Consider the following 11,959-nt stretch of genomic DNA (forward strand, 5'->3'; position numbering starts at 1 on the left):
GATGAGGAGATAACCATGGCAGGAACCTGACATTCGCTGCTGTGGTTAGTGGCGTTTGGCGACGCCACGTCTTAAAAGTAATCATTCTCATTTAGCTTTGCAAGCGAAACGAGAATATTTTTTATTCGCATCTGTGCCGCGTTGCATTCCGCCCTCATCCCACACCGAGTAGCGGAAGCCAGAGCGGCAGCGTGAGTCCGGCCAGCAGTGTCTGACCGGTGATGATGGCTGCCATCAGCGAGGCGTCCCCACCGAGCTGACGCGCCAGAATGTAGGCCGAGGTCGCCGTCGGCAGGGCCGCGAAGAGCAGCGCCACGTCGCGGTTCACCCCTTCCAGGCCAACGAGACTGGCGAGCCCCGCGGCGATCAGCGGCGTCGCCAGCAGTTTGAGCGCGCTCGATACCCAGAAGGCGCGGCCCGCGCGCAGTAGCGCCTGCGGACGCAGCGCGACCCCCACGGCGATCAGCCCCAGCGGCAGCGCCGCACCGCCGAGCAGACCGATCGCGCCGGCGCTCCAGCCGGGAAGTCCCAGGCCCGTGACGTTAAGCGCGACGCCGAGGAGGCAGGCCAGAATCAGCGGGTTACGTGCCAGCGCCAGGGCGCTGCGGCCAAGCCCCGCCCGGCCCAGCGTGCCGGAGGCGATAAAGGCCAGCACGCAGAGCACGTTGGCCAGCGGGACCATCAGCGCCACGGTCACAGCGGCCACGGTCGCCCCGGTGGTCCCGTGGAGCGCCGCCGCCCCGGCGACCCCGACGTAGGTGTTGAAGCGCGCCACGCCCTGAAAGACCGAGGTGAACGCGGGGGCGTCCAGGGCCAGGGGCTTGCGGGCGAGCCAGAGACCGCCGGAGAGCAGCAGCATGCCGCCGAGCACGACGCTCGCCAGACGCAGCACCGGCACCTGATGGACGTCGGCCTCGGCCAGGGTCGCCACCAGCATGGCGGGAAACAGCAGGTAGTAGATGAGACGTTCGAGGCGAGGCCAGAAGTCACCGCCGGGAAAACGTGCCCAACCGAGCGCTGCACCGAGTAGAATCAGCAGGAAAAGAGGCCCCAGGGCGTGGGCGACGTCGATCATGGCGCTTCCTGTTACGGGTCGTCGGCGTGAGACATCCAGTGATCGGCGACGCGCCGATCCACTCCCACGCGTGGGCCCCGAGTTTATCGGCAAATCTTCACCGCCTGGAGTCTTCGAAAGTCCATGCTCGCTCATGAAGAGGAAACTCATCGACCGCGAATGCTCAATCTGCTGATTGGGGTGACGCTGGCAACGATCGTGATCGCCCTCTGGTATCTGCTCGACTACTACCTGCGTGAAACCACGCATGAGGTGACCTGGTATCCACCGGCACAGGGATGTGAGCGACTCGACACGGTAGCCGGCTGCAGCGCCGGCCTCGGGGTCGGGGCGGCGCTCTCGTTCTCACTGCGGGAGGCGGACGACGCCAGCTCGCTGGTGTTCGAGGTCAACGTCAGTGGGGTCGAGCCGGAGGCGGTCGACGTCGAGTTCATCGGCCGCGATGCCAACGTCCACTCCCAGCGCTTTGCGCTTTCGCGCCAGGACGATGGTAGTTATGTCGGCTACGGCGATCTCGGGGTCTGCAGCGATCACATCGACGTCTGGCGGGCACAGGTGTCGGTGCAGAGCGAGTCGTGGTGGCGTGGCAGCTGGTTCGACTTCGACACCGATTCGCTCACGCATGCCCGCGAGCGGCGCGAGGCGCGTCAGGGGGAGACGGCCCGCTGTCTCTGGATCGCTGACTGATGCCCCACGCGCCGGTGCCGGATGATGCCGGTGTCGGAAACGCGAACGCCGACCCGAAGGTCGGCGTTCGCGAGAGTGGCAGGCGTCAGCGGTCGACGGATCAGTCGTCGCTGTCGTTGCCGTCGTCGTTCTGGTCCGGGTTAACCGCGAGCAGCTCGACCTTGAACTGCAGCGCCTGGTTCGGACCGATCGGGCCGCCGCGGCCGGTGCCGGCGGTGCCGTAGGCGAGATCCGACGGAACCGTGATACGCCAGGTGTCACCGACCTCCATCATCTTAAGCGCTTCTTGCCAGCCGGGGATCACCTGGCCGACCTTGAACGAGGCCGGCTGGCCGCGCTCGTAGGAGCTGTCGAAGACGGTGCCGTCAGGCAGCGTGCCTTCGTAGTTGACCTTGACCGTGTCGTCCTGACTCGGGGATTCGCCGTCGCCGGACTCGAGCTCTTCATACTGCAGCCCGGAATCGGTGGTCTTCACGCCGTCCTTCTCGGCATTCTCGGCCAGAAAGTCTTCACTCGCCTGGCGGTTGTCGTCGGCGATCTTCTGCTGTTCGGCGGCGAGCTCGGCCTGCTTCTGCTGCTGATACTGCTCGAGCGTGTCGGAGATCGCCTGCTTGTTCATCTGCAGGTCGTTGTCGTCATAGATATCGCGCATCGCCGCGGCGAAGGCGTCGACGTCGAGATCCTCGAAGTCCTGCTTCATGCCCTGACCCAGCGTGGCGCCAAGGCTGTAGCTCAGCTTCGCCTGATCGCTGTCGAGGTCGGCGCTGTCCTGTGCGAGAGCGGTCAGCGGCAGCGTCACGAGGCTGCCGAGGGCGACAGCGGTTACCAAACGTTTCATGCGAATTCCTTGCGTTGATGAGAAGCCGATGTCGGCAGAGTGGCGAGTCAAGCGCCGGGAAATAGCCCAAAACATCGGCGGGATCACGGGTCTAGGACTCTAGCAAGGCCCGTTGGGTTCCGCATCCGGTGATTTTTCGAGCCAGCGCGTCATCAGCTGGCGTAACGCGGGGTAAGCGGCGGCGTCGAGAGTGCCCAGGCGTTGGCAGTTGGCCAGCGCCAGCGCCACCGGCGACGTCGGCACCGCGGGCGTGCCCGCCGACAGCGCCTCCAGTCGGCGCAGCGTCTCCCGCTCGGCCTCTAGCTCGGCACGTTTGAGGGTCTGGCGCAGGTCATCGAGGGAGGGGGTGGCGGCGACCAGTGGCTTGAGCGCTCGGCGGCGTTCACGCAGTGGCTGGGTCATCTCGGCCTGCCAGCGGCGGATCGGTTCCAGTTGCGTCGGCGCCTCGGTGGCGACGGCCAGCTCGCGCTCGGCGAGCCAGGCGGACCAGAGCAGCTCGCAGACATCCAGACCGTGGCCGTCCTGGAGTTCGAGGCACAGCGTCTCGGTGCCCGGGCGCGCGTAGCGCTCGAGGGCAAAGGACCAGAGAGACAGCGGAGCGTGGGGCATGCGATCTCGTGATCTGCGGCCGTTGGCCGGGAAGTGTCGAGCGCGGCGGGCTGGTAGACTGTGCGCCTCATTCGACGCGCTCCGGAGTCCGGCATGATCGCACTGCGCCAACTCGCCCTGCAACGTGGCACCCGCCGGCTGATCGAGGATGCCGATCTGGTGCTCCACGAAGGCCACAAGGTGGGCATCGTCGGTGCCAATGGCGCCGGCAAATCGAGCCTGTTCGCGCTGCTGCGCGGGGAACTGGTCGCCGACGCCGGCAGTATCGAGATCGCCGGCGGCAAGCGCATCGCCCACATGGCCCAGGAAGTGTCGGCGATCGACCGGCCGCTGGCCGAGTTCGTGCTCGACGGCGACTACGCGCTGCGTGAGGCGGAAGCGGCGCTGGCCGCGGCACAGCAGCAGGGCGATAGCGACCGCGAGGCGGCGCTGCACGGTCAGATCGACGCCCTCGATGGCTACACCGCCCGCGCCCGTGCCGAGCAGCTGCTCGCCGGGCTCGGCTTTGGGCAGAACGATCTCTACCGTCCGCTGGCGGACTTCTCCGGCGGTTGGCGGATGCGGGTGGGACTGGCACGCACGCTGTTCACGCCCTCCGAGATTCTGCTCCTCGACGAGCCGACCAACCACCTCGATCTCGATGCCCTGGTGTGGCTCGAGCAGTGGCTGACACGTTATCCCGGCACGCTGATGCTGATCTCACACGACCGCGATTTCCTCGATGCGGTGTGCGACCACATCCTGCATATCGATCAGGCGAAACTGACGCTCTACCGCGGTCACTACAGCGCTTTTGAGCGTGCCCGGGCCGAGCGCCAGGCGCAGCAGCAGGCGGAGTACGAGAAGCAGCAGGCGCGGCGCGCCGAGATCGAACGCTTCGTCGATCGCTTCCGCGCCAAGGCGACCAAGGCGCGCCAGGCCCAGAGCCGGCTGAAGATGCTCGAGCGCATGGGGACCATCGCTGCCGCCCGCGCCGACTCGCCGTTCCGCTTTCGTCTGCCCTGCGCCGACAAGACCTCGACGCCGCTGCTGTCGCTGGACCGGGCCGAGCTGGGCTATGGCGAGCGAAGCGTACTCGACAATGTGCGCGTGTCGATTTCGCCGGGGGAGCGGATCGGGCTGCTCGGTCCCAACGGGGCCGGCAAGTCCACCCTGATCAAGACAATGATCGGCGATCTTTCACCACAGGCCGGGGAGCGAGTGCCCGGCGAGAATCTCGTCGTCGGCTATTTCGCCCAGCATCAGCTCGAACACCTCGACGTCACCGCGACACCGTTCACGCACGTACAGCGGCTCTCGCCCACGGCGAGCGATCAGTCGATTCGCGACTTTCTCGGTGGCTTCGGGTTCCGCGGCGACGATGTCTTTGGCAACGTCGGGCGCTTCTCCGGCGGCGAAAAAGCGCGTCTGGCGCTGTCGCTGGTGGCGTGGGAGAAACCCAACCTGCTGCTGCTCGACGAGCCCACCAACCACCTCGATCTCGACATGCGCGAAGCGCTCGCCGAAGCGCTTGCCGAGTACGACGGCGCGGTGGTGATCGTCTCTCACGATCGCCACCTGCTGCGTTCGAGCGTGGATGCCTTCTGGCGCGTCGCCGAGGGCCGAGTGGTGCCCTTCGATGGCGACCTGGACGATTACCACGCCTGGCTCAAGGAGCGCGAGACGGCACTCAAGCGCGAGCGTCAGGCCAGCGAAGAGAAGCCCGCGGTCGAGGGGGGCGATCGCAAGGCCGCCCGGCGCGCCGCCGCTGAGCTTCGAGAGCAGACCAAGCCGTTGCGCAAGCGCCGCGATGCCGCCGAGAAATCGATGGAGAAGGCCCAGAAGGCACTGGAGGCGGTCGAAGAGAAGCTGGCGGACCCCGCGGTGTATGAGGCCGCTCAGAAAGCGCGGCTGACAGAGCTTTTGCGCGAGCAGGGCGAGTGGAAGGCGCGTCTTGAAAGTGATGAGCAGGCTTGGATGGAGGCCGAAGAGGCGCTTGAGGAGATGCAGGCACAGCTTACCGCCCCCTGAGCTATCGGCTGACGGCGGTCATCGGCGGGTATTGAGTGTCATTGGCAGCGGTCAGGGAGGTCGGCGTCTATGAATACGACTCCAGGCCACTGACAATGTCGCCTTGCCGATTCTGAACGGGCCGCCACACTTTTGGCGGCCCGTTTTGCGTCCGGCTATCCGGTTTTGATTAGTCGGCGTAGATCATTTTGCGGGTCATGCCGCCGTCGACACTGATGTGCTGGCCGGTGATGAAGCCGGCCCTGTCGCTGGCGAGAAAGACGACGGTGTCGGCGACATCCTCCGGTTCGCCAACCCGCCCCACCGGATGCTGCTCCCGGTCGACGTCGCGGTGTTCGGGTTGGGTGCGGTTGGCCTGCTTCTGCCATGGCCCGGTCTCGATCCAGCCGGGACAGATAGCGTTGACGCGCACGTCCGGCCCCAGGCTCACGGCCAGGGCGTGGGTCATCGAGAGCAGCCCGCCCTTGGCAGCGGCGTAGGACTCGCAGTGCGGCTCGGACTGCAGCGCGCGGGTGGATGCGATATTGACGATCGCGCCCTGGCGCTTGCGAAGCCCCGGCACCGAGGCGCGGGTGCAGAGGAAGGCACCGGTCAGGTGGCTCTCCTGCCACAGCCGCCAGTTGTCGAGCGAGAGCGCCTCGATCGGACCGCACTCGGGGTCGGCGAGGCCGGCGTTGTTCACCAGCAGATCGATCCCCTCACTCTGGTCGCCCTCTTGCTGCCAGCCGCTGATGTGTTGAAACACCTCCTTGACCTGCGCCTCGTCGCTGACGTCGACCGCCATGGCGAACAGCGGTTGGTCGGGGAAGCGTTCGTCGAGTTCGGCAACCGCCTGCGGGTCGCGGTCCAGCGCGGCGACTCGCCACCCCGCGTTGAGAAACCGCTCGACCGTCGCGCACCCGATTCCCTGGGCGCCGCCGGTGATGATGGCTAAAGGCATCGTCATCGTCGTCTCTATCCTTGCTATGGCACGAAGCCGTTGTCGACGCCGGCGGGGCCGGCCTGAGTCATCACGCAGTGGCCCGTGGGGTCGTCACTGGAGTCCTGTGGGCCTGAGTCGATCAGGTCTCGAGCATGAAGGTCACCGGCCCGTCGTTGACCAGTGCGACCTGCATGTCGGCGCCGAAGCGCCCGGTCGCCATGTGGGGCCAGGCGCGGCCGGCAGCGTCGACCAGGTGCTCGAACAGGGCGCGGCCGTGCGCCGGCGGCGCGGCGCTGGAGAAGCTGGGACGCAGTCCCTTGGCGGTACTGGCGACCAGCGTGAACTGCGAGACCAGCAGCAGCCCGCCCTCGACCTGCTGGAGGTTGCAGTTCATGCGTCCGTCGTCATCGGCGAACATCCGGTAGTGCAGCAGCTTGTGCAGCAGCTTGTCGGCGCGGGCGGCATCGTCATCGGCCTCCACGCCAATCAGAGCGAGCATGCCGTGATCGATCTGGCCGACCACCGTGTCGTCGACGGTGACCGAGGCTTTCGTGACGCGTTGAACGAGCGCTCGCATGAATCGTGTCGTCTCTGTCGGGAATCGGTGATCGGGAAGCCGGGACAGGCCGCGTGGGAACGGGGTCTAGCCTAGCATGAGCGATCTGGTTGAAAAGGCTGAGCGCACCGTTTCCGTCCTCTCCGGCAAGGCGATCCGGTGGCAATGGTGACGGCCCTCTTGTTATAAAAGAGATCGCTTCGAGACGGATGGCCGGGACGAAACGTAGCGTATTGACCGTCTCGCGCTACTCTCTTGTCGCGTCGTTTTCAGGTAAAGGAAAACATTCACGACAAGGACAACATACATGGACTCAACCTCTTCTCCCCGGGGCGACGAGCCGCGTCCAACGGGCCTGCTGGGTGCGCTGCTGGCATTCGATCGGCTGCTCGGTGTGATCGAGCGCACGCTGATCGCCGGGGCGATTCTCTTCATGGCGCTTTTGATGAGCGCGCACGTGGTTGGCAACATCCTCTTCAGTCAGGGGATCGCCGGCACCTACGAAATCACGGAAATGCTGATCGTCCTGATCACCTTCGTCGGGGTCGGCTACGCGGCGCGTCACGCGCGACACATCAGCATGTCCGCCTTCTACGACCAGCTGAAAGGCCGAGCGCGCAAGGCGCTGCTGATCGTGATTTCGCTGGGGACAGCCCTGCTGATGTTCTACTTCTGCTACAAGTCCGTCGACTACGTGGTGGCGCTTCACGACCGTGGACGCACCAGCGCCTCGCTGCAGATTCCCTTCTGGATCGTCTATCTCGCACTGCCGGTGGGCTTCGCGCTGGCCGGCATTCAGTACGTGCTGACCGCCGTGCGCAATGTGCTCAGCCCGGGCGTCTGGCGCTCGCTGACCGAAGAAGAGACCTACGACGAGGTCGCGGTAGCGACGGAAGATGACGAGCAAGCGACCGGCCGAGAGCGCTGAGACGCGCCGCTTCTCGCAAGACAACGACAACAAGGACGATTCTCATGCTGCTAGGTCTTGGCCTGATCATGCTCGTGCTGCTGCTGCTGGGCTTTCCCATGATGGTGCCGCTGGCCGCCGGCACGCTCTACATGATGTTTACCGGCATGACCTTCTTCGGACCCGATCAGGCGGTGAGCTGGATGATCAGCGGCGTCGGAAGCTGGGTGCTGGCGGCGGTGCCGATGTTCATCTTCGCCGCGGATATTCTGACCAAGGGGCATACCGCCAACCGCCTGCTGGACGTGGTCGATGCCTTCACGCGTCATCTGCGCGGCGGGCTGCCGATCACGACGGCAGCCTCCTGTGCGCTGTTCGGCGCCGTCTCCGGATCGACTCAGGCAACGGTGGTGGCGATGGGCGGGCCGATGCGTCCGCGTCTGCTCAAGAAGGGCTACTCCGATGCCTTCACGCTGGCGCTGATCATCAACGCCAGCGACGTCGCGCTGCTGATTCCGCCGAGCATCGGTTTCATCATCTATGGCGTGGCGATGCAGACCTCCATCGGCGATCTTTTCCTCGCCGGCATCCTGCCCGGGGTGCTGATTCTGGTGATGTTTGCGATCTACTGCTGGATCGACTCCCGGGTCAAGGGGATCGAGCCGGAGCCGAAAGCGACCTGGAAAGAGCGCGCACAGGCACTCAAGCGCGTGATTCTGCCGCTCGGGTTTCCGATTCTGGTGGTGGGCGGTATCTACGGCGGCTTTTTCAGTGCCGTCGAAGCGTCGGCGGTCGCCGTCGCCTATGCGCTGCTGCTGGAGGTGGTCATCTATCGCCAGGTCTCGATACGCGATCTGGGTAGTCTTGCGCTCTCGACCGGCATGATCACCGCGGTGGTATTCATTCTGGTCGCGATCGGCGCGGCGTTCTCCCAGGCGCTGGGAACGGCGGGCGTGCCCGACCAGATACTCGGCCCGCTGATCGAGGCCATCGGCGACAATCAGTTCCTGGCGCTGTTGCTGATCGCGGCGGCGTTCTTCGTCGGCTGCATGTTCGTCGACCCCATCGTGGTGATCCTGATCCTGGTGCCGATCTTCAAGCCGCTGGTGCAGTCCACCGGGCTCGATCCGGTGCATGTCGGGGTGATCGTGACGCTGCAGGCCGCGATCGGTTCCGCCACGCCCCCGTTCGGCTGCGATATCTTCACCGCCATTGCGGTCTTCCGGCGTCCCTATATCGAGGTGATCAAGGGCACGCCGCCGTTCATCTTCATCCTGCTGCTGGCCACCCTGGTGCTGATTCTCTTCCCGCAGATCTCCCTGCTGCTGCCGTCCCTCGGCGGTGACTGAGGCAGTCAGTGAGTTGTCCGGCAGGCTCGCAGCGCCGTTGCGAGCTTGCCGATGCCCGGCGCAAACGCGGCCACCTTAGGCACAAAAAAACCCGGAAGCGTTACGCTTCCGGGTTTTGGCTAGGCGTCTATCCCAGCGGTCGATCGGCGATCAGGAGTCGTCGTCGCTGTGATCGGCCGCGCTGGCATTGACCTGCTCGAGCACGATGTCGAGCGCTTCGCCGCCACGCTCGCCCACCAGATTGACGAAGTCGTCACGGATGGGCCGCGCCAGATCGCGGAAGCGACCGCGCTGCGCTTCGTCGAGGCGGATGATCTTGATGTCGCTGTTATCCTCGATGGTGGTCAGGCGTTCCTCGTTGAGGTCGCTCTGGATCTCGTCACCTTTCTCCACCATCTCGTCGATGGTCGAGTCGAGCATCTGCCGCTGGTCCTCGGAGAGGCCGTCGTACCACTCCTCGTTGGCGATCAGGTTGGCGATGAACTGCGACTGCTCGGCGAAGATCATGTAGTCCTGAACTTCGTAGAAGCCCATGTTCTCGTGGGCGAAGACCGGCTGGATGTTGCCCTCGGCCTGACCCTGTTGCAGGGCGCTGTAGAGCTCACCGTAGGCGATGGTGATCGGCGCGGCGCCGTAGGCCTGATAGGTGGAGCGCAGCAGACTGTTATCCATCACGCGGATCTGCAGACCATCCATGTCCTCCGGGGTCTCGATCGCCTTGTTGGCTGTCCACACCTGATAGCCCTCGGGGAGGGCGGCCAGCGGCACCAGATCACGTTCGCGGAACGACTGCTGCCAGGCGTCACTCTTCATGAAGGCGTCGGAGTTGAGAATCTCCGCCGTCTCCCGCTGATCGTTGGGCATGACGTAGTTCAGGCTCATCAACTGGCTCTCGGGCACCGTGCCGCCGAGAAAGCCCGAGCCGAAGGAGAGCGGAATGGCGCCGCTCTGAATGGCGTCGTAGAGCGTCGAGTAGCTCGATCCCCAGACCCCGTAGGGGAGCACTTCGACGGTGGTGTCGCCGTCGCTCTTCTCTTCGATGAGCTGCTTGAACGCCATGGCGTATTCGTACTGCACGCTGCCTTCCGTCTCTTCGAGACCGAAGCGCCAGGTATCGGCGAGCGCGGTGGAAGTGGCGCCCATCAGGCTGAGTGCGATGACACTCGTGGCAATGTTACGCGTCTGCATACGGATCCCTTTAGTCGTTGTTCACCCGATTCAGAAGAGGATAGGAAGCGACGTCTGTCAAATGGCATGACCCGACGGTGATGCTTGCCTATCCCGCGAAATTTCACTGTATCACGATGCCGCCGAAGGGGATTTAGCCCTCACGCCGATGCCCCGCGACGGGGCATCGGCGTGTCATGGCGTTACCACCAGGCGTGAAAGTGGTGAGGTGGCCCCTTGCCGCGCCCGACCTCCAGACGCTCGCTCGCCTCGAGCGCGGCGTAGAGCCACTGTTTCGCCTCGACGATCGCCGGCGCTACCTGAGTGTCATCCGGCGCCAGGTGGGAAAGCTTGGCCGCGATGGCGGAGGAGAGCGCGCAGCCGGCGCCGTGGAGGTTTTGAGTCGCCAGGCGCGGAGCGTCCAGCCAGCGCGTGGTTTCCGGCGTCCAGAGCAGGTCCGGACAGCGCGCCAGCGGCAGATGGCCACCCTTGAGCAGGCCATAAGGGGCGCCCAGCGCGGCGAGTCGGGCCGTCATCCTCTCCATCTCGGCAAGACTGTCCGGCACCGGGGCGTCGAGCAGCGCGGCGGCTTCCGGAAGGTTGGGCGTGATCACGTCCGCCAGCGGGACGAGGATGTCGCGCACGGCGCGAAGCCCGGCGTCGTCCACCAGTCGGTCGCCGCTCTTGGCCACCATCACCGGATCGAGCACGATCCAGCGAGGCCGCCGCTGCAGGAGGCAGTCGCGGATCGTCTCGGCGACCTCGCGGCTCGCCACCATGCCGATCTTGACGGCATCGAGGGTCACGTCGTCGAGCAGGTGATCGAGCTGCAGCGCGATCATCCCGGCGGACACCGGCTCGACCCCTCGCACCCCCTGCGTGCTCTGGGCGATGACGGCGGTAATGACATTGGTGGCGTAGACGCCAAGCGCAGAAAAGGTCTTGATATCGGCCTGCAGCCCAGCGCCCCCGGAAGGGTCGGAGCCGGCGATGGTCAGTGCCTTGGGCACCGAGACGGAGGAGAGCGTCGGTTCGAAGGTTGGCATGGTTTCGATGTTGCAAGCAGGAATAGAGCGACTAGCCTAAAACAAGGTGCCGGGGGAACCCAGCGCGGGATCGGCCCTGTCGTCACCGTCGGCCAATCGACGGACGACAGCACGTTTGTACAGAACGATCGCCCCAGGGCAATAAGACGATCGTCAAACTGTAGGGCCTCCCCCTTGAGAGTAGACTCGTAAACTTACTACATCGCGTGTTCGAAGTTCGTTTTCAGCATCTTGCGAGGGAACGCATGTCCGATCAGGTCAGCGAGGGTATCGCCAGCTACTGGGCCACCGGCTTCTTCGTGGTGGCCGTCGTGTTGCTGTGTACCGTCATGATCGGCGCCGCCAGCCTGCTTGGGGGGCGGAGCACCGGGCCCAGCAAGTCCCTCCCCTTCGAATCCGGCATCGTCGGCGCCGGCTCCGCCCGACAGCGTTTTTCCGTCAAGTTCTATCTCGTGGCGATGCTGTTCGTCATCTTCGATATCGAAGCCGTTTACCTCTTCGGCTGGGCCGTCTCCGTGCGCGAGGTCGGCTGGCCCGGCTTTGCCGTAGCAGCGGTCTTCATCCTGATTCTACTGGCAGGGCTGATCTACGACGCCCGCGTCGGCGCCCTCGACTGGGCGCCGCGCAAGCGGGGTCGCGTGGACGCGCCGACAGCGCGAGCGCTTGCCAGCACGCCGGGCGCCAAACCCGGTGTACGTTGATTCGCCGGGGCCGCGGGCCACGGCAGCGTTCGATCATTACGACGGGAGTCCATCCGTGACGTACTGGAACTTCCGCAACCGATTTTTCATCT

12 protein-coding genes are annotated in these 11,959 nt (G+C 65.2%); 5 read left to right on the forward strand and 7 right to left on the reverse strand.

The window, feature by feature from the left end; all coding sequences use genetic code 11:
- Positions 1-154 precede the first annotated feature (154 nt).
- Entirely contained in the window at positions 155-1,075 is a 921-nt protein-coding gene (locus DOM41_RS04985; RefSeq protein WP_110685735.1) for an AEC family transporter, read from the reverse strand.
- Between the two features lie 123 nt (positions 1,076-1,198).
- On the opposite strand from DOM41_RS04985, the gene DOM41_RS04990 reads away from it, so the two are divergent.
- Positions 1,199-1,762, forward strand: a complete 564-nt coding sequence (locus DOM41_RS04990) for a hypothetical protein (protein WP_157956840.1) — start codon at positions 1,199-1,201, stop codon at positions 1,760-1,762.
- 100 nt (positions 1,763-1,862) lie between these two features.
- On the opposite strand, the gene bamJ is transcribed toward DOM41_RS04990, so the two are convergent.
- A complete protein-coding gene (bamJ, locus tag DOM41_RS04995; RefSeq protein ID WP_110685737.1) occupies positions 1,863-2,600 on the reverse strand; it encodes a BamJ family beta-barrel-assembly machinery protein in 738 nt (245 codons plus the stop codon).
- A gap of 99 nt (positions 2,601-2,699) precedes the next feature.
- Entirely contained in the window at positions 2,700-3,209 is a 510-nt protein-coding gene (locus DOM41_RS05000; protein WP_110685738.1) for a TIGR02444 family protein, read from the reverse strand.
- A 93-nt stretch (positions 3,210-3,302) separates the two neighbouring features.
- Here DOM41_RS05000 and DOM41_RS05005 point away from each other — a divergent pair, with 93 nt between their 5' ends.
- Positions 3,303-5,219, forward strand: coding sequence for an ATP-binding cassette domain-containing protein (locus DOM41_RS05005; protein WP_110685739.1), 1,917 nt, complete (start codon positions 3,303-3,305; stop codon positions 5,217-5,219).
- Between the two features lie 169 nt (positions 5,220-5,388).
- On the opposite strand, the gene DOM41_RS05010 is transcribed toward DOM41_RS05005, so the two are convergent.
- Together DOM41_RS05010 and dtd are read right to left on the reverse strand one after the other, a co-directional pair.
- A complete protein-coding gene (locus DOM41_RS05010; RefSeq protein ID WP_110685740.1) occupies positions 5,389-6,165 on the reverse strand; it encodes an SDR family NAD(P)-dependent oxidoreductase in 777 nt (258 codons plus the stop codon).
- 115 nt (positions 6,166-6,280) lie between these two features.
- Entirely contained in the window at positions 6,281-6,718 is a 438-nt protein-coding gene (gene dtd / locus DOM41_RS05015; RefSeq protein WP_110685741.1) for a D-aminoacyl-tRNA deacylase, read from the reverse strand.
- Positions 6,719-7,004: 286 nt separating this feature from the next.
- Between dtd and DOM41_RS05020 the strand changes: the two genes are divergently transcribed.
- Together DOM41_RS05020 and DOM41_RS05025 are read left to right on the forward strand one after the other, a co-directional pair.
- Entirely contained in the window at positions 7,005-7,625 is a 621-nt protein-coding gene (locus DOM41_RS05020; RefSeq protein ID WP_110685742.1) for a TRAP transporter small permease, read from the forward strand.
- Positions 7,626-7,669: 44 nt separating this feature from the next.
- Positions 7,670-8,953: a TRAP transporter large permease gene (locus DOM41_RS05025; protein WP_110685743.1), complete on the forward strand. Its 1,284-nt coding sequence runs from the start codon at positions 7,670-7,672 to the stop codon at positions 8,951-8,953.
- A 150-nt stretch (positions 8,954-9,103) separates the two neighbouring features.
- On the opposite strand, the gene dctP is transcribed toward DOM41_RS05025, so the two are convergent.
- Positions 9,104-10,141 (reverse strand): TRAP transporter substrate-binding protein DctP, encoded by a 1,038-nt coding sequence (gene dctP / locus DOM41_RS05030; protein ID WP_110685744.1) that lies wholly within the window; start codon positions 10,139-10,141, stop codon positions 9,104-9,106.
- A gap of 182 nt (positions 10,142-10,323) precedes the next feature.
- Entirely contained in the window at positions 10,324-11,166 is an 843-nt protein-coding gene (gene thiD, locus DOM41_RS05035) for a bifunctional hydroxymethylpyrimidine kinase/phosphomethylpyrimidine kinase (protein WP_110685745.1), read from the reverse strand.
- Positions 11,167-11,411: 245 nt separating this feature from the next.
- Here thiD and ndhC point away from each other — a divergent pair, with 245 nt between their 5' ends.
- Complete coding sequence (ndhC, locus tag DOM41_RS05040) at positions 11,412-11,867, forward strand: NADH-quinone oxidoreductase subunit A (RefSeq protein ID WP_110685746.1); 456 nt, start codon at positions 11,412-11,414, stop codon at positions 11,865-11,867.
- The last annotated feature ends 92 nt before the right edge of the window (positions 11,868-11,959 follow it).

The organism is Salinicola aestuarinus, assembly GCF_003206645.1.
In the GTDB taxonomy this organism is placed as follows: Bacteria; Pseudomonadota; Gammaproteobacteria; order Pseudomonadales; family Halomonadaceae; genus Salinicola; species Salinicola aestuarinus.

Bases quoted from the DNA above. Each gene is read 5' to 3' on its own strand.
- DOM41_RS05025 (WP_110685743.1), top strand. From the start codon at position 7,670: ATGCTGCTAGGTCTTGGCCTGATCATGCTCGTGCTGCTGCTGCTGGGC.
- bamJ (WP_110685737.1), bottom strand. From the start codon at position 2,600: ATGAAACGTTTGGTAACCGCTGTCGCCCTCGGCAGCCTCGTGACGCTG.
- thiD (WP_110685745.1), bottom strand. From the start codon at position 11,166: ATGCCAACCTTCGAACCGACGCTCTCCTCCGTCTCGGTGCCCAAGGCA.
- DOM41_RS05000 (WP_110685738.1), bottom strand. From the start codon at position 3,209: ATGCCCCACGCTCCGCTGTCTCTCTGGTCCTTTGCCCTCGAGCGCTAC.
- DOM41_RS05020 (WP_110685742.1), top strand. From the start codon at position 7,005: ATGGACTCAACCTCTTCTCCCCGGGGCGACGAGCCGCGTCCAACGGGC.
- ndhC (WP_110685746.1), top strand. From the start codon at position 11,412: ATGTCCGATCAGGTCAGCGAGGGTATCGCCAGCTACTGGGCCACCGGC.
- dtd (WP_110685741.1), bottom strand. From the start codon at position 6,718: ATGCGAGCGCTCGTTCAACGCGTCACGAAAGCCTCGGTCACCGTCGAC.
- dctP (WP_110685744.1), bottom strand. From the start codon at position 10,141: ATGCAGACGCGTAACATTGCCACGAGTGTCATCGCACTCAGCCTGATG.
- DOM41_RS05005 (WP_110685739.1), top strand. From the start codon at position 3,303: ATGATCGCACTGCGCCAACTCGCCCTGCAACGTGGCACCCGCCGGCTG.
- DOM41_RS05010 (WP_110685740.1), bottom strand. From the start codon at position 6,165: ATGACGATGCCTTTAGCCATCATCACCGGCGGCGCCCAGGGAATCGGG.
- DOM41_RS04985 (WP_110685735.1), bottom strand. From the start codon at position 1,075: ATGATCGACGTCGCCCACGCCCTGGGGCCTCTTTTCCTGCTGATTCTA.
- DOM41_RS04990 (WP_157956840.1), top strand. From the start codon at position 1,199: ATGCTCGCTCATGAAGAGGAAACTCATCGACCGCGAATGCTCAATCTG.